Here is a 21,944-nt window from a genome sequence, read left to right on the forward strand (position 1 = left end):
CGTCACGGACGCCGGGACGCGGGGTCCTGCGCCGCCCCGGCCGGCTCGCCCGTCCCGCCCTGCTTCGCCGCGCATCCGGCGCAGCGGCCGAAGATCGCGAAGTGCTTCATGTCGGTCTCGAACCCGAAGTCGGCGCGGAGCCGGGCGGTGAAGTCGGCGACCACGCCGAGATCCGCCTCGATGACGTCCGAGCAGTCCCGGCAGACCAGGTGGATGTGGTGGTGCCGGTCGGCCAGGTGGTAGGTGGGCGCCCCGTGCCCGAGATGGGCGTGGCTGACCAGCCCCAGCTCCTCCAGGAGCTCAAGGGTCCGGTAGACGGTGGAGATGTTCACCCCGGAGGCGGTCCTGCGCACCTCGGAGAGGATGTCGTCGGGGGTCGCGTGTTCCAGTGCGTCGACGGCTTCCAGGACCAGCTGGCGCTGCGGCGTCAGCCGATAGCCGCGCTGCCGGAGATCGGTCTTCCAGTCGGTGCTCACCACAGGCCCAGTGTAGGACCGGACGGGCACCCGTCCGCCGTGGTTGCGCGGAGAATCCGTACGGCCGTACGGATTCTCGCGGCCCGTACGGCCCCGGGCGCCCCCTGCGGGCTACTTGAAGAAGGCGATGCCGTCGTCCGGCAGGTCGCCGAGGTTCTTCGCCATCGCCTCGACCTCTTCGGGGGTGACGACCTTCTTCAGGTGCGCCGACATGTACGGGCGGAGCTCCACCTCGGGGGTGGCCTTCTCGCCGACCCACATCAGGTCGCTCTTCACGTAGCCGTACAGCCGCTTGCCACCGCTGTACGGGCCGGAGGCGGCGGTGCGCGCCACCGCGTCGGTGACCAGGTCGATCTGCGGCTTCTTGTCGGCCAGCTCGCCGTACCAGATCTCGATGACGCCCTGGTCGCGGACCATGACGACCTCGACCTTGCGGTCCTTGTCGATGCGCCAGTAGCCGGACTCGGTCTCCAGCGGCCTGACCTTGTTGCCCTCGGAGTCGAGCACCCAGCTGCGCGAGACGTACTCCAGGAAGTCCCGGCCGTCGTGGCTGAAGGTGACTTCCTGGCCGAAGTTGCACTGCTCGGCGCCGGGGAAGTCGGAGACGCCCGCGCCCGCCCAGTTGCCGAGGAGGAAGGCCAGCGGGACGAGGTCCGGGTGCAGGTCGGACGGGATCTCGATCATGAACGGCTCAGGCGATCTGTGAGGTGGGGGCGAGGGTGGGTGCGACATCGGACGTGACACGTCGGGTACGAGGTGTCACGTCGCCGCGAGGGGTACCCGTGGTGGCCGGGTGTGCCCGGAGGGTCAGCGCTGACCCTGGTACAGCTTCTTCACGCTCAGGCCGACGAAGGCGAGAACGCCGACGCAGACCAGGACCAGCAGGGCGGAGAAGAATGCCTCAAGCACGGGAACTCCTTGCAACGAGCGTTATGGCAGCAGTACGGGCCGGGCCCCAGCCTAATGGGTTGGGGCCCGGCCCGCCGGTCCGGGGCCGCTGCCCGGGGGACGGGCCCGGACGGCGGCCGGGACCGGTCAGCCCAGCAGCTGGGCCTGGAGGATCATCGTCTGGTGGAACGGGACGGCCGGGGTGGCCTCCTTGCCGGTGCCCTCGCGGGACTGGACGACGAGGGCGAGGGTGTCCCCGCCGACCAGGTACCCGTGGCGGACCCGCGCCTCGCCGTACGGCTTCTCCTCGTCGAACACGTAGGGCGCGACGCCCTCCACCTTTCCGCCGCCGTTCCACTCCTCGTCGAGGACCGAGTCGGACACCCCGGTCAGCGGCGTCTCCACCCCGCTCTCGGTGATCAGGTCCAGGAAGCTCTGGGCGAAGGCCGTCGAGTTGAACCGGACGAGGTAGATCCGGGTCGACGTGCCGTCCGGCATGGTCCAGCCGCGGGCGACGGCGTGACGCGGCGCCGCGTCCCTGAGAGCCGCCCCGAGCTTGGAGCGCCCCTTCTTCTCGTACGCGGAGAGGTACGTGTCCGTGCTCACCCAGCCGCCGTCGAGTTTCTTGTCGACGGTTGCTCCGGCCGGGGCGGGCAGCAGCAGGCGCCGCAGGTCGGCGTGGTGGACCTCGCCGGTGTTGCCCTCGCTGTACGGGCGGGGCGCGCCGTCCGGGAGCGCGGGCAGGCTCAGCTCGGGGTAGTCCCAGCGGCCGTCGCTCTCGGTGGCCAGACCGGGTACGTCGGTGCGGTCCATCGAGGCGATGCCGTACGCCGTACCGACGCCGAGCCCGACGAAGACCGCGGCGACGACGGTGTACCGGGCGACGGCCCGCAGGATCCGCCGGGGCGGCTTCGGCGCCGCTGGCGGGTCCTGCGGGCCGACGGCCTCGGCGGGGGCGGCCGGCTCGGCGGACACGGCGGGGACGGCCGGCCCGGTGGGCTCGGTGGCCGGGTCCGGTACGGGGTCGGCGGGTGTGCGGGTCGGCTGCTCGGTCATACGTACTCCCCCGGGGACGTGAGGTGGTTGAGCTGGTCCTTCAGGAGGTCGGCGACGGCCGTCCGGTCGAACGGCTTGGTCCCGGACGCCCTGAGGGTGATGCTCATCTCGCCCTCGTACGCGAAGCAGTCCATCGACGCGAGGTCCTTCCCGCTGCCCTTGCGGGGGGTGAAGCACGTGGCCTTCTTGGTGTGCTCCTTGATCTTCGGCCCCTCGCGGAAGAGGTCGAGGGCCCCCATGAGGCCCGTCCGGAAGCCGTAGAGGTCCCGGACCGCCTTCCGGTTCTTCACCCGCGTGATCTCGGTGCTGACCATCAGGGTGTTGCCCTCGTCCACATAGGTGCGGACGGCGATGCCCTCGATGTGGAGCTTGTCGATCCGTTCCTCGTAGGCGCGGCGTTCCTTGCCCGCGAGGCCTTTGGCGCCCTGCTTCATGGCGGCGGCGGCGCGCTTTCCGCTCAGCTCGCCGTCGTTGCCGAGGTCCCGCTGGTCGGGGCCGAGCCGGTAGCCGGACGGGACCGGCAGCAGCAGCTTGCTGAGCTCGGTGGAGGCCCGGCCCCGGGCCACGTCACCGGCGGGGTCCTTGCCCGGCTTCTGCGCGGGCTCCGCCCAGAGACGGGTCGAGGTGCTCCGGTCGGCGCCGTCCACCGTGACCTTGACGTACGCGGCGGAGAGCACGACCCCGGCGAGGGCGGTCGCGACGGGGAGCCAGACGAAGGCGGCGCGGCGCACCCGGCCGGGTCGGGCGGGGGCCTCGGCGGCCGGGGTCCCGGTGTCCGGGGCGGGGGCGGCGGTGCTCTCCTCGGGTGCGGCCGCCTGCGGGGTCACGTCGTTCACAGGCGCTCCAGCTGTCGTTCGGCCAGCGTCCGGATGTCCTTCTTGCTGATCGGCGCGGTGTCGTAGAGGTGGATGTCGGCCATGATGTCGCCCCGGTACATGGTCGCCCTGGCGTGGTAGAGCGGCATGTAGCCGGGTTTCCGCTCGACCCCGTAGAGGTAGTAGCGGCCGATGCCGCTGCCCTTGATCGCGTCGCCCTCGTTGCCCGCGCCGATCTCGCTCCCGGACATGTACGCGAGCTGGTCCTCGGCGAACTCCCGGGCCGGCTGCACGGCCGACGGACGGAACTGCACGAGGTGGACCGTGGCGTTGGCGTACTGCCCGCGCTTCCAGGCGGCGGCCGCGACGCGGCGCACGTCGCTCTCCAGGAGGTACTCGTACATGCCGCCCTCGTCCTTGTAGGAACGGGCGTAGATGTCCGGGCTCGCCCAGCCGTCGATGACGCCCAGCTCCAGCGGGTCGTCGCTCCAGCCCGCGGGCCGGTCCACGAGCAGCTTGCGCAGGTCGCCGTCCGTCTTCACCCGGCGGTCCTGGGACACGGGCAGCGGGTCGGGGGTCTTGCCCGGGGGCAGCGCCTTCGCCGGGTACGCCAGTCCGGGCTGGGACAGGGCGGGCAGCGGGGTCGGGTCGCGGCGGTCCTGGATCTCGTAGCCCGCGGCGGTGCCGACCCCGATGCCGAGCACCGCGGCGACGGCGACGAGCAGCGCCGTACGCCCGCGCGGGCGCTTCATGACAGGTGCGGCGGGTACGGCGGGCTCGGCGGATGCGGCCGGTGCGGCGGGCGGCTCGGGATCGGCCTGTTCGACCTGCTCCGGCTGCTCGGGCTGCTCCAACTGCTCGTCAGAAATGGTGTCTTTTGGTTCCAATGGAGGTCCCCCCACGAGACCTGAGGCGCGAGTTCCGTTACCCGCGCATCCACCTGACCTTCACCATGTGAAGAAGGTTGCCCGCCCGCCGATTACAGTTCGGCATATGTCGAAGAAGCTCGTGATCAAGGTGACCGCAGGTGCCGACTCCGCCGAGCGCTGCTCGCAGGCGTTCACGGTGGCCGCGGTCGCCGTCGCCAGCGGGGTGGAGGTCTCGCTCTGGCTGACCGGGGAGTCGTCCTGGTTCGCGCTGCCGGGGCGCGCCGCCGAGTTCGAGCTGCCGCACGCCGCGCCGCTGCCGGACCTGATCGAGTCGATCCAGGCGGGTGGCCGGATCACCCTGTGCACGCAGTGCGCGGCCCGGCGCGACATCACCGAGCAGGACGTGCTGGAGGGGGTGCGGATCGCCGGGGCACAGGTCTTCGTCAGCGAGATCATGGCCGACGGCGTCCAGGCGCTCGTCTACTGACATCGGCACCCGTCACCGGCCCGGCCGCCCGGGTCAGTGGCGCTTCTTGCCGTCGAGTTCGTCCCACCACTCGTCGGACTGCGGGTCGCCGGACGGGTCGTCCCACCAGCGGTCCTCCGGCCCGCGCCGGTTGGCGACCATCGCCGCCACCGGCGGGATGACCATCGCGACGACGCACATCGCTATGGCGGCGGGCATCGACCACAGCCGGACGAACGACCAGGCGGAGACGAAGAGGACGATGCAGACGCCCATCATCAGGAAATAGCCGCGACGGCGTCGCGCGTACATGCCTCCAGGGTAGGCCCGGCCACCGCCCGGCGGCAGTGCGCCGGGGCGGTACGTGCAGCACGAGGGGCCGTACCCCGGATCAGGAAGGCGTCCAACCCCCTGGGGTACGGCCCCTCGGCCGGTTCACGGGCCGTACGGAACGGCGTCCGTACGGGCGGGTGTCCGTACTAGACGGCGATGGCCACCTCGGAGAGGCCGCCGGTCTGCGCGACGACGGTGCGGTCGGCGCTGCCGCCGGGGACCAGGGCGCGGACCGTCCAGGTGCCCTCGGCCGCGTAGAAGCGGAACTGTCCGGTGGCCGAGGTCGGGACCTCGGCGGTGAACTCGCCGGTCGAGTCGAGCAGGCGCACGTAGCCGGTGACGGGCTCGCCGTCGCGGGTCACGCTGCCCTGGATGGTGGTCTCACCGGGCTTGATGGTCGAGGCGTCGGGGCCGCCGGCCTTCGCTCCACACATGGGGTTTCGTCCTTCGGGTCGGGGTTCGTGCTGGTCCGGGTCGTGCGGAGTTACTTGTTGGCACCGAGCTCGATCGGCACGCCGACGAGCGAGCCGTACTCGGTCCACGAACCGTCGTAGTTCTTGACGTTCTCCTGGCCGAGCAGCTCGTGCAGGACGAACCAGGTGAGCGCGGAGCGCTCGCCGATCCGGCAGTACGCGATGGTGTCCTTCGCGAGGTCGACCTGCTCGGACTCGTAGAGCGCCTTGAGCTCCTCGTCCGACTTGAAGGTGCCGTCGTCGTTGGCGTTCTTCGACCACGGGATGTTGCGGGCGCTCGGCACGTGGCCGGGACGCTGGGACTGCTCCTGCGGGAGGTGGGCCGGGGCGAGCAGCTTGCCGCTGAACTCGTCGGGCGACCGGACGTCGACCAGGTTCTTGTTGCCGATCGCGTCCACGACGTCGTCGCGGTAGGCGCGGATCGACTCGTCCTGCGGCTGGGCCTTGTACTGGGTGGCCGGGCGGGACGGGATCTGGTCGCCGTCGACCAGGTCGCGGGAGTCGAGCTCCCACTTCTTGCGGCCGCCGTCGAGCAGCCGGACGTCCTGGTGGCCGTAGAGCTTGAAGTACCAGAACGCGTAGGACGCGAACCAGTTGTTGTTGCCGCCGTACAGCACGACCGTGGTGTCGTTGCCGATGCCCTTCTCCGACAGCAGCTTCTCGAAGCCGGCCTGGTCGATGAAGTCGCGGCGGACCGGGTCCTGGAGGTCCTTGGTCCAGTCGATCCGGATCGCGTTCTTGATGTGGTTCTTCTCGTAGGCCGAGGTGTCCTCGTCGACCTCGACGAGGGCGACCTGCGGGTCGTCGATGTGGGCCTCGACCCAGTCGGCGTCTACCAGGACGTCACTGCGGCTCATGCTGTTCTCCTCCGGGGCAGTCTGCGGCGGGATGATGCGGGACGGTGCGGGGTGCGGGTGCGATGCCGGGCACGGCCGTGCGACGTGCGGCGCCCGTACGACGGCGATCGGAAAGAGGCCCCGACTTCGGTCGGAAGGGCCGGGAAGCGCGGGGTGCCGGAGCGCCCGCTCAGACAGTGCGACAGAGCATGGCGGCGACGCGGCACAGGTCCACTGCCCGCCGCTTCGTGAGATCCGCCCGGCCCCGCTGAGGGAGCCCGCCAATAGAGCACTGCATGGAACCGATCGTAGGGAGGTCCGGGCGGCCATGTCACCGCTGTATCGAATCCTGATACACGATCGTCCGCATCTCGGGACGAGAAGGGGCCCGGCGCCCCTGGCGGAGCGGCCGGGCGACGCCCGTGCGGGGCGGCCATCTGCGGATCGGACTCGCGCGTCTCACTATGTGGTGCGAGGGGGTGGACGACGCGCGGTCCGGGCGGGCTCGGCCCGGATCAGTCCGGATCAGCCCGCGAGCCGTACCTCGGTGCCGGTCACCGAGATCTCCAGTCCGTCCGCCGTGGGCTGGATCCGCTGGAGCTTCAGGCCGCTGGGCAGGCCGCCGACCTCCCGGTCGAAGTCGGTCTTGCCGCGCACCAGCCCCTCCAGCCCGGGGATGCCCTCGCCGGGCACCTTGTCGGCGCGGACCCGGACGGTGTCGCCGTCGACCAGCGTGACACTGGAGAGCACGCTGCGCGAGAGCGGACGGCCGAGGATGTCGACCGTTCCGGTGACCTTCACCTTGCCGTTGCCGCCGTACTCGACGACGACCCCGTCGCTGGCGGCCTTGGTGAGGTCCTCGTACGAGACGACGGCGGTGCCGGTGGCGCGGGCGGCGGTGGCGGCGGTGTAGTTGTCGGTCAGCCGCACGTCGTGCAGGGCCGCCTCCATCCGGCTGATCCGCAGGCGGCGGCCGTTGGCGTCGGTCTCGATGCCGGTGATCCGCACGTCGACCTCGTCGAACCGGCTGTCGGCCGCCTGGGTGAGGAAGGGGAAGCCCTTGATGGAGACGTCCGCCGAGCCGATCGTGGCCCCGGTGATCTTGATCTGTCCGGCGGCCTCCGACTCCGCGAAGTACACCGCCGCCCGGTCGGCGGCGACGAAGACGCCACCCAGGATCACCACGACGACCAGCAGTATTCGCAGTGCGCGCATGCCCGCTCTCTCCCCCACCCGCAGTCCGGCCCGGCCCGGAACGCCCACACCGTCCACAGGTTGTGCACGGCTCGTGCGTGGCGCCCCTGAAGATCGACGAGCATAGACCCCCGCCCGGTTCCCTGGGCGGGAAACCGGGCGGGGGCAGAGGCGCGGGCGGTACGGCCGTTACGCGACCATGCGGCCGATCAGGTAGACGGCGGGCGCGGCGGCGGTGAGCGGCAGGGCCACCCCGGCGGTCATGTGGACGAAGCGCGACGGGTAGTCGTAGCTCGCCACCCGCAGCCCGATCAGCGCGCAGCCGCCCGCCACCAGGCCGAGCAGCGCGCCCTTGGTGCCCAGGTCGGTGAGGGCGCCGCCCACGGCGCCGCCGGCCGCCGCGACGAGCAGCGCCGCCACGACCGAGACCGGGCCGGGCAACGGCAGCGCGCGGACCAGCGCCGCGGCCGCGACGGCCACCGCACCGGCCACCACCGCGTCCGGGACCGCCGCGAGGTAGCCGCCGGCCAGGACCGTCAGGGCCGCCGAGGCGAGGGTGGCCATCAGCCCCTGCATCCGCTCGTCGGCGCTCGCCCGGCTGCGCAGCTGGAGGACCAGGGTGAGCAGCACCCAGACGCCGAGGGTGCCCAGGAGGGCGGCCGGGCCGTTCTCCCGGCCCGCGGCGAGCAGCGCCACGTCGGCGACGAGGCCGCCCGCGAAGGCGAGCGCGATGCCCTGCCGGGCCGGCCACATGCCGTTGAGCCGGAACCAGCCGGCCGCCGTCAGGGCCTGGAGCAGCACCAGCGGCACGACCAGGGCGTACGAGCCGATCGCGGCACCCAGGGCGATCAGCAGCCCGAGCGCCGCGGTGATCCCGGCGGGCTGTATCCCCGGCGCGATGATCGGCGAGCGGCCCTCGGCGCGGGCCCGCTGGGCGTCGGTGATCCGGCTGTTGCCCACGGTGGTGGGCGCGCCGTACCCGTCCGCGTCGAGCGCGGGGGCGATGTCGGCGGACCCGGTGACGGCCCCGGTCGCGGGCCCGGTGACCGGCTGCGCGACCGGCACCTCGGGCGGCAGCGGGTACGAGCCCGATGCGCCCTGGGGCGGCACCGGCGGCAGGTAGGCGGTCTCGGCGGCGTCCGGGGCGGGCTGCTGGTGCTGCGCCTGCGGATGCTGCTGGTGGTGCTGCGGGTGCTGGGCCTGGTGGTGCTGTGCCTGGTGGGTCTGCGGGTCCGGCTGGGGCTGCTGCGGGTACGGGGACTGCTGCGCGGGCTGGACCGGCTGGAGGTACTGGGTCGGCTCGGCGTGCTGCTGGGGCGCGGCGGTCTGCTGGGGACGCTGGACGACCGGCTGGTACTGGGTGTCCCAGGTCTGCCCCTCCCAGGTCTGCGCGACGGCGGGGTCCGGTGCGGCGTGGGCGGCGGCCGGCTCCTGCGGGTACCCGCCCGGCCAGGACTGCCCCTGGGCCTGGCCCTGCTGCTGCCCCTGCGGGGCGGCCCCGTACGCGTCGGACCCGTACGACTGACCGCCGTAGGACTGGCCGGCCTGCGGCTGACCGCCGTACGACCGGTCGCCGTACGGCTGGCCGGCGTGCGGCTGCTGCGTGCCGTACGCCGGGTCGTGGCCGGGAGCGGAACCGGGACCTGGGCCGGGACCGGGGCCGTGCCCGTACCCGGGGTCCTGTCCGTACGGGTGCTGCTGATCGTTGCTGCTCATGTTCTGCGGTTCATCCTCCTGCGAACGGCGGGAGCACCTCGACCGTGCCGCCCTCGGCAAGGCGTACGGTCTCATGGCCACGGGTGCCCACGGGGTCACCGTCGATGAGGAACGAGCACCGCTGAAGCACTCGGGTGAGCTCTCCGGGGTGCCGTTCACGCACCGTGTCGAGCGCCTCGGCCAGGGTCCGAGCCGTGCACGGCTCCTCCGCGATTCCGGCCGCGGCCTTGGCGGCGGCCCAGTAGCGGATCGTCACCGTGGACATGGCACCGCTCCTCTCGTCTCGTGCCGTCCCGTCTCCGGTCGGCTGTCCATCATGGGTCACGCCGTGACCGCCCAGTCGGCGATCCGGGTGAGCAGGTTCTCGTCCGCGGCGTTCTCGGCGTGGCCCATGCCGGGTTCCAGCCACAGTTCGGCGTCCTCGCCCGCCGCGGCGGCCAGCGAGCGCGGGTGGTCCAGCGGGAAGTACGCGTCGCGGTCGCCGTGCACGATCAGCAGCGGCGCCGGGGCGATCAGCCGGGCGGCCTCGACCGGGGGCATCGGCACCGGGTCCCACGGCCCCCGGGCTATCCGGGTGCGCAGGCCGTACCGGCCGGCCAGCCGGCCCGTCGGGCGGGTGACCAGCCAGTGCACCCGGCGCATCGGCGCCGTACCCCGGTAGAACCAGCGCGCCGGGGCGCTCACCGCCACCACCGCGTCCGCGCCCTCCGCCGCCCGCCCCGCGTACAGCGCCCCGTGGCGCAGCACCACCGAGCCGCCCATCGAGAAGCCCACCGTCACCACCCGCCGGTGCCCGAGCGACCGGGCCCACGCCACCGCCGCCGCCAGGTCCCGCACCTCGCGGTCGCCGACCGTGGACCGCCCGCCGGACCCGCCGTGCCCCCGGAACGAGAAGGTCACCACGGCCGCCCGCCCCGCGAACACCCCGGCCGCCCGCCGCACAGCGGGCCGGTCCACCGAACCGGTGAACCCGTGCGCGACCACGATCACGGTCCCGGCGTCCGCACCGTCCACGCCGTCCGCAGTACCGTCGAAGGATGCCCCCGGCTCGTACATCGCCTCGATCCGCACCCCGTCGTCGGTGCGCAGAACCGTCCGCAGAACGGCCCGCGGCGCCGTCCCCGGAGCCGTGCGCGGCGCGGTACGCGGGAGAGCGGGCGTGATCGAGGGAACAGGAGAACGCCCGATCGGCCCCTCGGACACAGAAGTCATGTGGGCTATTGTGCTGGGAAGAGGATCCGGGCAGAGCAGCCCCCGGGTCCTTTTGTGCGTTCCGGACGTTGTTACGGCGACGTTTCCACAAACTCAGCACCCATCGGAACCCGCACCACGAACCGTACGAAGAAGTGCCGCATACTCCCCCGGGTCCGGCCCGGGAGTGCCCCTCTCGCAGGGAACGAGGAGGACCGACGTCATGGGCGAGCGAACCGCACACCATCATCGACCGATGCCCCGGGCAGGTGGGCGTCGATGAGCTCACTGCTGCTTCTCACCAACGCGCTCCAACCGTCGACGGAGGTGCTCCCCGCGCTCGGCCTGCTGCTGCACAGCGTGCGGGTGGCGCCCGCCGAGGGCCCCGCGCTCGTCGACACCCCCGGTGCCGACGTCATCCTGATCGACGGCCGCCGCGACCTTCCCCAGGTGCGTTCGCTCTGCCAGCTGCTGCGGTCCACCGGGCCGGGCTGCCCGCTGGTCCTCGTGGTGACGGAGGGCGGGCTCGCGGCCGTCACCGCCGACTGGGGCATCGACGACGTGCTGCTGGACACGGCGGGACCGGCCGAGGTCGAGGCCCGGCTGCGGCTGGCCACCGGGCGGCAGCAGCTCGCCTCCGACGACTCCCCGATGGAGATCCGCAACGGGGACCTCTCGGTCGACGAGGCCACGTACAGCGCGAAGCTGAAGGGGCGGGTCCTGGACCTGACCTTCAAGGAGTTCGAACTGCTCAAGTACCTGGCGCAGCACCCGGGCCGGGTCTTCACCCGCGCCCAGCTGCTCCAGGAGGTCTGGGGCTACGACTACTTCGGGGGCACGCGCACCGTCGACGTCCACGTACGGCGGCTGCGGGCCAAGCTCGGCCCGGAGCACGAGTCGCTGATCGGGACGGTCCGCAACGTGGGCTACCGCTTCGTGGTGCCCGAGAAGGCGGAGCGCGCGGCCGAGGAGGCCAAAAGCAGGGGCCGGACCGCCCCGGCGCGGGACTCCGGGGCGGCAGCCCGTTCGGAGGTGACCCGTTCGGAGCAGCCGGTCCGTTCCGGGGCGCGGGAAGAAGCCCCGGTCCGCCCTGCCGGACGGTAGGTATATCCGCGTAGACTGCCGCGCGTGGCCAAGGTGACGCGGGACGATGTGGCGAGACTGGCGGGGACGTCGACCGCGGTCGTCAGCTACGTCATCAACAACGGACCGAGGCCGGTCGCCCCGGCCACGCGCGAGCGGGTGCTCGCCGCCATCAAGGAGCTGGGCTACCGGCCGGACCGGGTCGCCCAGGCGATGGCCTCGCGGCGCACCGACCTCATAGGGATGATCGTGCCGGACGCCCGGCAGCCGTTCTTCGCGGAGATGGCGCACGCGGTCGAACAGGCCGCCGCCGAGCGCGGGAAGATGGTGCTGGTCGGCAACTCCGACTACCGCGACGAGCGCGAGGTCCACTATCTGCGGGCCTTCCTCGGCATGCGGGTCTCCGGCCTGATCCTGGTCAGCCAGGGCCCCAGCGAGCGGGCCGCGGCCGAGATCGAGGCGTGGGACGCGCGGGTGGTGCTGCTGCACGAGCGGCCGGAGGCGATCGAGGACGTCGCGGTCGTCACCGACGACGTGGGCGGCGCCCAGCTCGCCACCCGTCATCTGCTGGAGCACGGCAACGCGTACGTGGCGTGCTTCGGCGGCGTGGAGTCCACCCCGGCGGTCGGCGACCCGGTCGCCGATCACGTCGAGGGCTGGCGCCGGGCGATGCAGGAGTCCGGGCGGTCGACGGAGGGCCGGCTCTTCCAGGCCCCGTACAACCGCTACGACGCCTACAAGGTGGCGCTGGAGCTGCTCGCCGGGCCGGACCGGCCACCGGCCATCTTCTGCTCCACGGACGACCAGGCCATCGGCGTACTGCGGGCCGCCCGCGAGCTGCGGATCGACGTGCCGGGGGAGCTCGCGGTGGCGGGCTTCGACGACGTGAAGGAAGCCGGGCTGACCGATCCGCCGCTGACCACGGTCTCCTCGGACCGCCCGGCGATGGCGCGGGCCGCGGTGGACCTGGTCCTCGACGACTCGCTGCGGGTGTCGGGGTCGCGCCGGGAGCGGCTGAAGCAGTTCCCGTCCGCGCTGGTGGTTCGGCGCTCCTGCGGCTGCGGGGACCCGGCCCTGGGCCCGAGGTAGGGCCCGGCGGCCCGCTCCTTATATCGGGCATACGCGCTTCTGCCGGGCTTCTCAGGGCGGACTCAGGCTCCTCTCATCTTCGGCGGACACGCTCGTAGTCATGACAGAGAGCCAGCGCCCGAGCGGCGAGTACCCGATGTACCCCTCGTACGGCAACGGCGACGCGGCCTACCCGCCGCCGCCGTCATACCCGCCCGTGCAGCCCTCCGCGCAGCCGCAGACACAGACGCACCCGGAGCCGCAGCCGTACCCGCAGGCGCAGACGCAGTCCGAGCAGGCCGCGTGGCCCCCGCCCGAGCCGGCCGCGCCCCGTCACCGCGAGCGGGCCAGGCGCCCGGTGGCCCTCCTGGCCGCGGTGGCCATCGCGGCGGCGGTCGTCGGCGGCGGCACCGCCGCCCTCGTCGGCGAGCTCACCGGCCGCGGCGGCGACACCGACTCCGCCGCCGGTGTCGTCCCCGGCACCACCGTCTCGCAGAGCAGCAAGGGCACCGTCGCCGGTGTCGCCAAGGCCGTCTCCCCGATGATCGTCGAGATCAACGCGGCGTCGACGGCGGGCGAGTCCACCGGCTCCGGCGTGGTCATCACCTCCGACGGCGAGATCGTCACCAACAACCACGTCATCTCCGGCGCCTCGTCGATCAAGGTGCAGCTCAGCACCGGCCGCACGTACACCGCGAAGGTCGTCGGCACCGACCCCGCCAAGGACCTCGCCCTGATCAAGCTCCAGGGCGCGAGCGGACTCAAGACGGCCACACTGGGCGACTCCTCGGCGGTCGCGGTCGGCGACCAGGTCGTCGCGATCGGCTCCCCCGAGGGCCTCACCGGCACCGTCACCAGCGGCATCGTCTCCGCCCTCGACCGCGATGTCACCGTCGCCAAGGAGGACGGCAGCGGCCAGAGCCAGGGACAGGACCAGAGCCAGGGCGGGCTGGGCGGCGGGCAGTGGCCGTTCGAGTTCGGCGGCCGCCAGTTCAACGGCGACACCGGCGAGTCGACCACCACGTACAAGGCCATCCAGACCGACGCCTCGCTCAACCCCGGCAACTCCGGCGGCGCCCTCATCAACATGAACGGCGAGATCATCGGCATCAACTCCGCGATGTACTCGGCGAGTTCGTCCGGCGGCTCGGACAGTTCGAGCGCGGGCAGCGTGGGGCTCGGCTTCGCCATCCCGGTGAACACCCTCAAGGCCGACCTGGACTCCCTGCGCTCCGGCGGCAGCTCCTGAGGGCCCGGCCGTACGGGGCCGGGCGCCCGGGCGTGCGAGGCTGAGACCCGGAAGCCACCGCCGTACGCGAACGAGAGAACCGGACCGACCGGGGAAGAGGACCACGACCGATGAGCCCCGCCGAGGACGCCCCGCAGCGCATCCTGATCGTCGACGACGAACCCGCCGTGCGCGAGGCCCTGCAACGCAGCCTCGCGTTCGAGGGCTACGGGACCGAGGTCGCCGTCGACGGTCTCGACGCGCTGGCCAGGGCCGAGTCGTACGCCCCCGACCTCATCGTCCTCGACATCCAGATGCCCCGGATGGACGGCCTGACCGCCGCCCGACGGCTCCGCTCCGCCGGCACCACCACCCCCATCCTGATGCTGACCGCCCGCGACACCGTCGGCGACCGGGTCACCGGCCTCGACGCGGGCGCCGACGACTACCTGGTCAAGCCCTTCGAGCTGGACGAGCTCTTCGCCCGCATCCGCGCCCTGCTGCGCCGCAGCTCGTACGCGGCCCCGGCGGGCACCACCGCCGCCGACCCCGACGAACTGGCCTTCGCCGACCTCCGGATGAACCTCGCCACCCGCGAGGTCACCCGGGGCGACCGCCGCGTCGAGCTGACCCGTACCGAGTTCACCCTGCTGGAGATGTTCCTGGCCCACCCGCGCCAGGTCCTCACCCGCGAGCAGATCCTCAAGGCCGTGTGGGGCTTCGACTTCGAGCCCAGCTCCAACTCCCTGGACGTGTACGTGATGTATCTGCGCCGCAAGACGGAGGCGGGCGGCGAGCCGCGCCTCGTGCACACCGTGCGCGGGGTCGGCTACGCGCTCCGCGCCGGCGGCGGTGACGGATGACCGGCTCCCCGTCCCGTTTCCGGGCCCTGCCGCTCCGCTCCCGGCTCGCCCTGCTGGTGGCGAGCGCGGTCGCGGCGGCGGTCGCGGCGGTGGCGGTGGCCTGCTGGTTCGTCACCCGGGAGCAGCTGGAGAACCAGCTCGACACCTCGCTGCGGAACGTCTCGGTCAGCGACGACCTCGTACGGAGCCTGTTCGCCGCCTGCACCCGCCCCGACCAGGCCGCTCCCCCGCCGGTCAAGGGGACGTACACCGTGCAGCTGGTCACCGCGTCCGGCAGCACCTGCACCTCGGCCGGGGCCTCCCCGATCGACGTGACGCCCGCGGACACCGCCGTCGCCGCCGGGGAACAGCACGACGCCCTGCACACGGCCACCACCAGGAACGGCAGCAAGGTACGGGTGCACACCTACCCGTACGAGACCCGCACCCCGCTGCCCGGGCTGGTCACGGGCGGTTTCGCGGTCTCGGTGGCCCGCCCGCTGAGCGAGATCGACGACCCGCTCTCCTCGCTCGCCTGGATGCTCCTGGTCGTCTCCGGCATCGGGGTCGTCGGCGCCGGGGCGGCCGGGCTCTGGGTGGCCCGCACCGGCCTGCGCCCGGTCGACCGGCTCACCGGCGCCGTCGAGCACGTCGCCCGCACCGAGGACCTCACCGTCCGCATCCCGGTCGACGGCGAGGACGAGATCGCCCGGCTCTCCCGCTCCTTCAACTCGATGACCGCCTCCCTGGCCAGCTCCCGCGACCGCCAGGCCCAGCTGATCGCCGACGCGGGCCACGAGCTGCGCACCCCGCTGACGTCGCTGCGCACCAACATCGAGCTCCTCGCCCGCAGCGACGACACCGGCCGGGCCATCCCGCCCGACGACCGCAGGGCCCTGATGACCTCGGTGAAGGCGCAGATGACCGAACTGGCCTCGCTCATCGGCGACCTCCAGGAACTGGCCCGCCCCGACGCCCCGGCCCCCGGCCCGCTCCAGGTCGTCGCGCTGCACGACATCGCGGACACCGCCCTGGAACGCGCCCGGCTGCGCGGCCCGGAGCTGACCATCCGGGCCGACCTGGCCCCCTGGTACGTACGGGCCGAGCCCGCCGCGCTGGAGCGGGCGGTGGTCAACGTCCTGGACAACGCGGTGAAGTTCAGCCCGCCCCGGGGCACCGTCGAGATCGCCCTGCGCAACGGCGAACTGACCGTACGGGACCAGGGCCCCGGCATCCCCGCCGACGAACTCCCGCACGTCTTCGAACGCTTCTGGCGCTCCCCGTCCGCCCGCCAGCTCCCCGGCTCGGGCCTGGGCCTGTCGATCGTCGCCCGCACGGTCCAGCAGGCCGGCGGCGAGATCACCCTCCGCCCGGCCCCGGACGGCGGCCCCGGCACCCTCGCCACGATCCGCCTCCCGGGCGCCCCGACACCACCGCCGGGCCTGTGAGGCGGGGCCGCTCAGAGGCGGCGCCGGAACTCCGCGGCGAACTGCGGAACGCCACCCGCGCCCAACCAGAGCGGCTCGTACAGCTCGTCCTCGGCCTCGACCGGGATGCGGACGGAGACGAAGCCACCGAGAGCGGTGAGCGCGACGCCGAGGACGATCAGCCGACGGCGCACCGTGCCCCACGCTCCCGGCGTTCCCCCGCCCCCGTTCTCGGTTCCGTTCCCGTTCCCGCGCGCCGCCGCCATACGGATCCCCACCCCTGGCCCAGATGTACGAAAGATCCACAACGTAGGCGGTTTCCGGCCATCCCGCCCCGGTTCGGTCGTCGCCTCAGGCGCCCACGGCCCCGTCGACGCCCTCGCGCAGGAAGTCCGCGTGCCCGTTGTGGCGTCCGTACTCCAGGAGCACGTGCACCATCACCATCCGCAGCGAGACCTCCTCGCCCCACCTCGGCTGGAATCCGACCAGGTCGAGCGAATCCGCCGCCCACTCGATCCGGCGCGCCGCCGCCACCTCGGCCTCCCAGGCGGCGAACGCCTCCTCCCGCGTCGAGGAGCCCGCGTCGTACGCCGCCTGGAAGTCCATCTCGTCGGACCAGACCAGCGGCACGTCGTTGTCCTCGAACACCCGCCGGAACCAGGTGCGTTCCACCTCCGCCATGTGCCGTACCAGCCCGAGCAGCGACAGCGTGGAGGGCGGCATCGACCGCTGCCGCAGTTCCTCGTCGGTGAGCCCCTCGCACTTCATGGCGAGGGTCGCGCGGTGGTAGTCGAGGAAGGCCCGCAACGTCTCGCGCTCGCTGCCGAGATGGGGCGGTCCCGTTCGATGATCGCTGGTCACTGGCGTACTCCTCGTCGTCCGTAACGGTGTTGATCAGTATCCGACGACACGGGACCGCCGAGGGAGGGGTTCCGGGGGCCGGGCCCGACGCGCCCGGCTCACGTGCCTACCGGCCTACGGAGCGCCAGATGCGGTCCGCCATGGCCCGCTCGGCCTCGGCCAGGTCCACGTCCCCGAGGGAGAGCCAGCGGCGGGCGACCGCCGTGACCGGCCCCAGGATCAGCGATTCCAGCACGGGAAGGGGAAGGTCGACGAGCTCCCCCGAGCTCTGCCGGGCGTGCAGCCAGGCAGCGAGCGGGGCCAGCCGGGCCTCCTGCGCGCCCCGTATCCGCCGGGCGTGCGCATCGATCTCGCGGTCGGCGGCGACGGAGTGCATGAGCCGGGCCGCGCCCGGGTTGAGCTGGACGAAGCGCAGATAGGCCCGCACCAGCGCGTGCACCCCGTCCCGGGCGTCGTCCACCTCTTCCAGGGCCGCGCCCAGGTCGTCGAGGAGCCGCCCCAGCCAGGACTGCGCGAGGGCGAGCACCACGCCCTGGAGGCTGCCGAAATGGTGGTAGACGCTTCCCGCGCTGACCCCGCTGGCCGAGGTGATCGCGCCGAGTGTGAGACCGGCCTCGCCCCTGGCCTCGTAGAGGTCGAGGGCGCAGTCGAGCACCTGCGCGGCGGTGGCCTCACCTCGTTGCTGCTTCGGGCTCATCGATGCCGTCCTCGCTTCCGGAGCCAGAGGCCGCACGTCCCGTCGGCCCCTTCCACGGTGTCCCGGCCGGACAGCCTAGTGAAGTTTCCGAAATTATTTCCGGAAGTAGTTCCAATTGCCGTATGTGGTACCCCAGACTGAACCCCGCTCACCCCAACTCACGTTGTGGTGAAGGCATTTCGGACTGGCCGGTTCGCCCTCGGGGGCCACGGCGCGGGACACACGGGGGAACACTCGGACATGACCAGCGCGCATCACGACGACCACGGGGGCGGCGGGGGCGGCGGGGGCGGCCTCGACGGAGACATAGAGCCGCTGGCAGCGAACGATCCGGTCCGCATCGGGCCCTATCTGCTGCTGGGCAGGCTCGGCTCGGGCGGTATGGGCCGGGTCTATCTCGCCCGCTCGGAGGGCGGCCGTACGGTCGCGGTCAAGGTGGTGCACGCCGAGCACGTGGCGGACCCGCAGTTCAGGGCCCGCTTCCGGCGCGAGGTCGAGGCGGCGAGGCGGGTCGGCGCGCGCTACACCGCGCCCGTGCTGGACGCGGCCCCCGACGAGGAGTACCCCTGGGTCGCCACCGGTTACGTCCCCGGGCTCTCCCTGGAACAGGTCGTACGCGGCCACGGCGCGCTGCCCACCTCGTCGGTCCTCGCCCTCGCCGACGGGCTCCTGCACGCGCTGAAGGACATCCACGCGGCCCGCATCGTCCACCGCGACCTCAAGCCCTCGAACGTGATGCTCACGGCCGAGGGCCCCCAGGTCATCGACTTCGGCATCGCCCGCGCCGTCGAGACCTCGGTCGAGTCCCTCCTCACCAGTACGGGGATGGTGATCGGCTCACCGGGGTTCATGGCCCCGGAGCAGGTCCTCGGGGAGGACGTGGGCCCGAAGAGCGATGTGTTCGCGCTCGGTTGCGTACTGACCTACGCGGCGACCGGCACGCTCCCGTTCGGCCGCGGCGCGAGCAACCAGCACGCGGTGATGTACCGCATCGTCGAGGGCGCGCCGGATCTCGGCCCCGTACGTGACGAGTCGCTGCGCGCCCTGATCGACCGGCTTCTGACCAAGGCGGTCGACCAACGCCCTTCGGTGGAGGAGCTGTTGGCCGACCCCGACCGGCCGCGACCCGCGTCGGGCGCGGCGTCGTGGCTGCCGCCGGAGGTGGTCGGCCACCTCGCGCGGCGGTCCGCGCGGCTGCTGGACGCGGAGCCGGTACGCCGGGAGCCGGTGGACCGGAGCACGGTCGCCCTCCGCCCGCCGGCGCCCGAACCCGAGCCGGCCGCTCCCGGCGGGGCGCCGGCAGAACCGGAACCGCAGTCACCGACACCGCCGCCCCGGAAGGAGAAACCCGGGCGGGAACGGCGGCGCCGGGCGCTGATCGTGTCCGTCCCCCTGGTCCTGGTCCTGGGCGGGGGCGCCGGGACGCTGGCCGTGCTGCAGCCGTTCGGCGGCGACCGGGACGACCACGCGTCCCCGCCCGCCACCTCCTCCACCGGCCCCACGGGCACGGCCTCCCCGGCGGCCCCGTCCGCCTCCCCGTCCGCCACTCCGCCCCGGAGCCGGAAGAGCCCCCACGCCTCCGACGGCAGGAGCGGGAAGGCCCGCGACGGCAAGGACGGACGGGACGGGCAGGACGGGACGGACGGCCGGAACGCCACCGGCCAGGGCGGAGGCTCGGGTACCTCCGGCTCCACCGGCAGCGGGTCACGCAGCGGCGGAACCGGGGCGGGATCCGGCAGCGGATCCGGCGACGGGTCCGGGTCCTCCTCGGGCTCCACCACCGGTTCGGGCGGCTCCTCCGGTGGTTCCACGGGCGGCTCGGGCGGTTCGGGCGGCGGGAGCTCGGTCCCCTCCTCGTTCGTGGGCACCTGGAAGTACGGCGAGACGTACAACACCGGGCAGCCGGGCACCGTCACCATCTCCCGGACGGGTGTGGTGCGCATGTCCGACTACCCGTACAACAACTGCCCGTACGAGGGAAAGGTGACCTCTACGACGAGCAGCCGCGTCAACGTCGGCGCCCTCCAGCTCGTCGGCGCGAACCCCGGCTACTGCTACCGGTCACTGGACCCGTCATTCTTCGTCCTCAACCCCGGCGGCATCCGGCACAACGTCGGCCCCGCCAGCGGCGACGGCTACTTCTACAAGCGGGGCTGATTCGGCCGGCCGGCGTCTCAGACCCCCGGGTTGTGCCGGATCAACGACTCGACCAGGCCCGGTCGGGTCGCCGGGAAGTCCAGCGGGACGATGCCGAGGCCGGTCCAGCCGGAGGCCTCCGCGCCGTCGAGGAAGGAGTGCACCTGCGGGTTGAGCCGGTCTGCGTTCCAGCGGGGCGGCAGCAGGGCGGCGGTGCTGACGTAGTTCATGAACAGCTTGCCCGGCTGCCCGGCCGCCTTGCGGAACTGGTCCTCGATCTTGGGGTACTTGGCGAACGGCTCCGCCATGTAGTCGTCCTGGATGTCGAAGAGTTCCGGGTCCGCGTACCGGACGCCGGGCAGCCCGCCGTTGTCGGCGAGGAGCACGACCTTGCCGCGCGCCTCCCCCAGCGAGGGCAGCGAGGAGCCGATACGGAACAGCGGGCGCCAGCCCCGGTTGTCGAGGTAGTCGTCGAAGACCGCCCGGAACGCCGCGTCGCTCTCCTCCGAGTACTCCTGCTTGACCCGCATCAGCACGGTCTCGGTGGGGTGCGCCGCCAGGAAGTCCCAGCAGGCGCCGAGCACATCGCCGAACATCAGGTTCTGGTACGAGGCCCCGTGGTGGATCGCGAACGATCCGTCGGTGATCCGGCACCGTACGTCGAGGAAGCGGATGCCGCTGTCCAACTGCTCGGCGATCGTGGTGTTCTGGCACTCGGTCCAGGGCCCGCCGTACCGTGCGCCGGAGTCGTGCGACCCCGGGATCGTGAGGGCCCGCAGCGCGGTCGCGTCGGGTATCGCGCCCATCCACCCCTGGGTGGTGAGCGCCTGCCGGCTGTCGGCGCGCGCGGAGCCCGCGCCGATCAGCACGGTGGCGGTGGCGGCGAGGGCTCCGGCCAGGAAGTTCCGGCGGGTGGCGGGGTTCGGGCCGTGCGGGCGGTACGGGCTCATGCGGGCGGTCCTCCGTCTGCCGTGGGGTCAGCCGTCAGATTATGACCGGCACACGTCACATCGGGAACAGCGTCAACGGCCGCCCCGGACGCCCAAAAGGCGTCATTATCCTTACTTCCTACCGATCTACCGGTCTACCGATCCGTCCGGTGGACGGACCCGCCGCCAAGGAGCCGACATCAACGCCACTTCCCGGCACCGCGACACCATCGGGCGGGGCGCCAGAGCCCTCGCCCTGACCGGAGCCGCGATCCTGGCCCTCGGCGGCTGCGATGCCCTGAACACGGACAAGACCCCCGAGCGCGTCCGCAACGGCACCAACGAGCTGGACCTCAAGGTCACCGGCCGCCCGACCCCCGGCAGCCTCTCCGTCACGGAACAGGTCCTGGCCCGTCTCAAGGCCCGCGACGCCGACGGCCTGGCCGCGCTCGCGGCGTCCGACGGGGACCCCGAGGCCGACGCGAAACGCTGGACGGCCCGATGGAGCGGCCCCGCCCTGCACCCGGCCACGGCCGACTTCTTCCAGGGCGAGCGGGAGAGCACCGTAGACATCCGCTTCACCGACGTACGCCCCACGCTTTCCCTCGTGCTGAGGGACCACGACTACGACGACGCGTACGACGTCGTCCTGAACGACGAGGGCTGACGCCCCGACCGCCACCCCCGCTCCTGCCGCCGGACGACTACGGGACGACAACAAGCGCACAACGGATGGGAACAGGCACACACCGGACACCGCCCGCCCTCCTACGCTCCGACGACAGGGTGCCTCGCGCGCGCCCGGACAGGGGGCTGAGCCATGCGGTCGACCACTCCACGCCCGGCGCTCCGGCGCCTCGTCGGCGCCGTCGCCACCGGTGCGGCCCTGGTCACGGTCTCGGGCTGCGGCGTTCCCATCGACGCCGTCTCCGGCATCTCCGTGACCGACGACGGCCACCTCCTCGGCGTCATCATGGTCTGCGGCCACCACATCGACGGCGCGACCCTCTACGTGGACACCGACGACGCCGGCGATGAGCCCCCCGCAGGCAACTGGACGGCCGACCGCCCCCTCGCGCCGGGTCTCACCACCTGGCCCCTCGATCCCCCTGCCCCCGGCTGGACCGCAACCGGCCCCCTCACCCCACTGACCCCCAGGACTGCCTACGCGCTCTACGGGTGGACCAAGGACAACTCGTGGTCGGCGAGCCACGTCACCTTCACCCTGGCCGACCTGGACGGGCTCACGCCGGGAAAGGTCTTCTACCAGCGGCCCACAGGAGTCGGCAAGGAAGTGGCCGTCACCGTCTCCACGGCCGAGTTCAGGGCCACGGCCTGCGGGCAGGAATGACGCGATGGC

At 72.6% G+C, this 21,944-nt stretch carries 26 protein-coding genes; 9 read left to right on the top strand and 17 right to left on the bottom strand.

What is annotated here, in order from left to right; translation table 11 throughout:
• Positions 1–2: 2 nt before the first annotated feature.
• From ACIQGQ_RS13675 to ACIQGQ_RS13695, 5 genes are all read right to left on the bottom strand, one after another.
• Positions 3–479 (bottom strand): Fur family transcriptional regulator, encoded by a 477-nt coding sequence (locus tag ACIQGQ_RS13675; RefSeq protein WP_402394640.1) that lies wholly within the window; start codon positions 477–479, stop codon positions 3–5.
• Between the two features lie 108 nt (positions 480–587).
• Complete coding sequence (locus ACIQGQ_RS13680; protein ID WP_366298592.1) at positions 588–1,160, bottom strand: FABP family protein; 573 nt, start codon at positions 1,158–1,160, stop codon at positions 588–590.
• A 351-nt stretch (positions 1,161–1,511) separates the two neighbouring features.
• Positions 1,512–2,420: a hypothetical protein gene (locus tag ACIQGQ_RS13685; RefSeq protein ID WP_402394643.1), complete on the bottom strand. Its 909-nt coding sequence runs from the start codon at positions 2,418–2,420 to the stop codon at positions 1,512–1,514.
• Positions 2,417–3,256, bottom strand: a complete 840-nt coding sequence (locus tag ACIQGQ_RS13690; RefSeq protein WP_402394645.1) for a hypothetical protein — start codon at positions 3,254–3,256, stop codon at positions 2,417–2,419. The genes ACIQGQ_RS13685 and ACIQGQ_RS13690 overlap by 4 nt, the downstream gene beginning before the upstream one ends.
• Complete coding sequence (locus ACIQGQ_RS13695) at positions 3,253–4,122, bottom strand: hypothetical protein (protein ID WP_402394648.1); 870 nt, start codon at positions 4,120–4,122, stop codon at positions 3,253–3,255. The genes ACIQGQ_RS13690 and ACIQGQ_RS13695 overlap by 4 nt, the downstream gene beginning before the upstream one ends.
• 106 nt (positions 4,123–4,228) lie before the next feature.
• Between ACIQGQ_RS13695 and ACIQGQ_RS13700 the strand changes: the two genes are divergently transcribed.
• Positions 4,229–4,591, top strand: a complete 363-nt coding sequence (locus ACIQGQ_RS13700; protein WP_352278959.1) for a DsrE family protein — start codon at positions 4,229–4,231, stop codon at positions 4,589–4,591.
• A 33-nt stretch (positions 4,592–4,624) separates the two neighbouring features.
• Here the strand turns inward: ACIQGQ_RS13700 and ACIQGQ_RS13705 are convergent, their stop codons facing one another.
• From ACIQGQ_RS13705 to ACIQGQ_RS13740, 8 genes are all read right to left on the bottom strand, one after another.
• Positions 4,625–4,882, bottom strand: coding sequence for a DUF3099 domain-containing protein (locus ACIQGQ_RS13705; protein WP_366298588.1), 258 nt, complete (start codon positions 4,880–4,882; stop codon positions 4,625–4,627).
• 167 nt (positions 4,883–5,049) lie between these two features.
• On the bottom strand, positions 5,050–5,337 hold the full coding sequence (locus tag ACIQGQ_RS13710; protein WP_030925040.1) for a DUF1416 domain-containing protein: 288 nt from the start codon (positions 5,335–5,337) through the stop codon (positions 5,050–5,052).
• A 50-nt stretch (positions 5,338–5,387) separates the two neighbouring features.
• The gene (locus ACIQGQ_RS13715; protein ID WP_366298587.1) at positions 5,388–6,233 is read right to left on the bottom strand and encodes a sulfurtransferase; all 846 of its coding nucleotides are present in this window, start codon (positions 6,231–6,233) and stop codon (positions 5,388–5,390) included.
• 169 nt (positions 6,234–6,402) lie between these two features.
• Complete coding sequence (locus tag ACIQGQ_RS13720; RefSeq protein WP_350983699.1) at positions 6,403–6,510, bottom strand: putative leader peptide; 108 nt, start codon at positions 6,508–6,510, stop codon at positions 6,403–6,405.
• Between the two features lie 227 nt (positions 6,511–6,737).
• Positions 6,738–7,427, bottom strand: coding sequence for a DUF2993 domain-containing protein (locus ACIQGQ_RS13725; RefSeq protein ID WP_402394652.1), 690 nt, complete (start codon positions 7,425–7,427; stop codon positions 6,738–6,740).
• Positions 7,428–7,595: 168 nt separating this feature from the next.
• The gene (locus ACIQGQ_RS13730) at positions 7,596–9,122 is read right to left on the bottom strand and encodes a hypothetical protein (RefSeq protein WP_402394655.1); all 1,527 of its coding nucleotides are present in this window, start codon (positions 9,120–9,122) and stop codon (positions 7,596–7,598) included.
• Positions 9,123–9,132: 10 nt separating this feature from the next.
• Positions 9,133–9,387, bottom strand: coding sequence for a MoaD/ThiS family protein (locus ACIQGQ_RS13735; protein WP_366298584.1), 255 nt, complete (start codon positions 9,385–9,387; stop codon positions 9,133–9,135).
• 56 nt (positions 9,388–9,443) lie between these two features.
• Positions 9,444–10,334 (bottom strand): alpha/beta hydrolase family protein, encoded by an 891-nt coding sequence (locus tag ACIQGQ_RS13740; RefSeq protein WP_402394659.1) that lies wholly within the window; start codon positions 10,332–10,334, stop codon positions 9,444–9,446.
• A 258-nt stretch (positions 10,335–10,592) separates the two neighbouring features.
• Between ACIQGQ_RS13740 and ACIQGQ_RS13745 the strand changes: the two genes are divergently transcribed.
• The 5 genes from ACIQGQ_RS13745 to ACIQGQ_RS13765 all read left to right on the top strand — a co-directional run bounded on the left by ACIQGQ_RS13745 (position 10,593) and on the right by ACIQGQ_RS13765 (position 15,982).
• Positions 10,593–11,417: a winged-helix domain-containing protein gene (locus ACIQGQ_RS13745; RefSeq protein WP_402394662.1), complete on the top strand. Its 825-nt coding sequence runs from the start codon at positions 10,593–10,595 to the stop codon at positions 11,415–11,417.
• 24 nt (positions 11,418–11,441) lie between these two features.
• Positions 11,442–12,485 (top strand): LacI family DNA-binding transcriptional regulator, encoded by a 1,044-nt coding sequence (locus ACIQGQ_RS13750; RefSeq protein ID WP_366298580.1) that lies wholly within the window; start codon positions 11,442–11,444, stop codon positions 12,483–12,485.
• Positions 12,486–12,585: 100 nt separating this feature from the next.
• On the top strand, positions 12,586–13,713 hold the full coding sequence (locus tag ACIQGQ_RS13755; protein WP_402394666.1) for a S1C family serine protease: 1,128 nt from the start codon (positions 12,586–12,588) through the stop codon (positions 13,711–13,713).
• A gap of 110 nt (positions 13,714–13,823) precedes the next feature.
• Positions 13,824–14,555 carry a response regulator transcription factor gene (locus tag ACIQGQ_RS13760; RefSeq protein ID WP_402394668.1) on the top strand — a complete coding sequence of 244 codons (732 nt, stop codon included), beginning with the start codon at positions 13,824–13,826 and terminating at the stop codon, positions 14,553–14,555.
• Complete coding sequence (locus tag ACIQGQ_RS13765; RefSeq protein ID WP_402394670.1) at positions 14,552–15,982, top strand: sensor histidine kinase; 1,431 nt, start codon at positions 14,552–14,554, stop codon at positions 15,980–15,982. The genes ACIQGQ_RS13760 and ACIQGQ_RS13765 overlap by 4 nt, the downstream gene beginning before the upstream one ends.
• Positions 15,983–15,993: 11 nt before the next feature.
• Here ACIQGQ_RS13765 and ACIQGQ_RS13770 read toward each other — a convergent pair whose 3' ends face one another.
• The 3 genes from ACIQGQ_RS13770 to ACIQGQ_RS13780 all read right to left on the bottom strand — a co-directional run bounded on the left by ACIQGQ_RS13770 (position 15,994) and on the right by ACIQGQ_RS13780 (position 17,519).
• On the bottom strand, positions 15,994–16,155 hold the full coding sequence (locus ACIQGQ_RS13770) for a hypothetical protein (protein ID WP_402394673.1): 162 nt from the start codon (positions 16,153–16,155) through the stop codon (positions 15,994–15,996).
• A 157-nt stretch (positions 16,156–16,312) separates the two neighbouring features.
• A complete protein-coding gene (locus tag ACIQGQ_RS13775; RefSeq protein WP_402394675.1) occupies positions 16,313–16,822 on the bottom strand; it encodes a DinB family protein in 510 nt (169 codons plus the stop codon).
• A 106-nt stretch (positions 16,823–16,928) separates the two neighbouring features.
• Entirely contained in the window at positions 16,929–17,519 is a 591-nt protein-coding gene (locus ACIQGQ_RS13780) for a TetR/AcrR family transcriptional regulator (protein ID WP_402394678.1), read from the bottom strand.
• A 240-nt stretch (positions 17,520–17,759) separates the two neighbouring features.
• Between ACIQGQ_RS13780 and ACIQGQ_RS13785 the strand changes: the two genes are divergently transcribed.
• Positions 17,760–19,676 carry a serine/threonine-protein kinase gene (locus tag ACIQGQ_RS13785; RefSeq protein ID WP_402394681.1) on the top strand — a complete coding sequence of 639 codons (1,917 nt, stop codon included), beginning with the start codon at positions 17,760–17,762 and terminating at the stop codon, positions 19,674–19,676.
• A gap of 17 nt (positions 19,677–19,693) precedes the next feature.
• Here the strand turns inward: ACIQGQ_RS13785 and ACIQGQ_RS13790 are convergent, their stop codons facing one another.
• Entirely contained in the window at positions 19,694–20,605 is a 912-nt protein-coding gene (locus tag ACIQGQ_RS13790; protein WP_402394683.1) for a phosphatidylinositol-specific phospholipase C, read from the bottom strand.
• Here ACIQGQ_RS13790 and ACIQGQ_RS13795 point away from each other — a divergent pair.
• Both ACIQGQ_RS13795 and ACIQGQ_RS13800 read left to right on the top strand, forming a co-directional pair.
• A complete protein-coding gene (locus tag ACIQGQ_RS13795; protein WP_402394686.1) occupies positions 20,604–21,251 on the top strand; it encodes a hypothetical protein in 648 nt (215 codons plus the stop codon). The genes ACIQGQ_RS13790 and ACIQGQ_RS13795 overlap by 2 nt on opposite strands.
• 153 nt (positions 21,252–21,404) lie before the next feature.
• Positions 21,405–21,935, top strand: coding sequence for a hypothetical protein (locus tag ACIQGQ_RS13800; protein ID WP_402394688.1), 531 nt, complete (start codon positions 21,405–21,407; stop codon positions 21,933–21,935).
• Positions 21,936–21,944 lie beyond the last annotated feature (9 nt).

It is taken from the genome of Streptomyces sp. NPDC092952 (genome assembly GCF_044754785.1).
Taxonomy (GTDB): domain Bacteria; phylum Actinomycetota; class Actinomycetes; order Streptomycetales; family Streptomycetaceae; genus Streptomyces.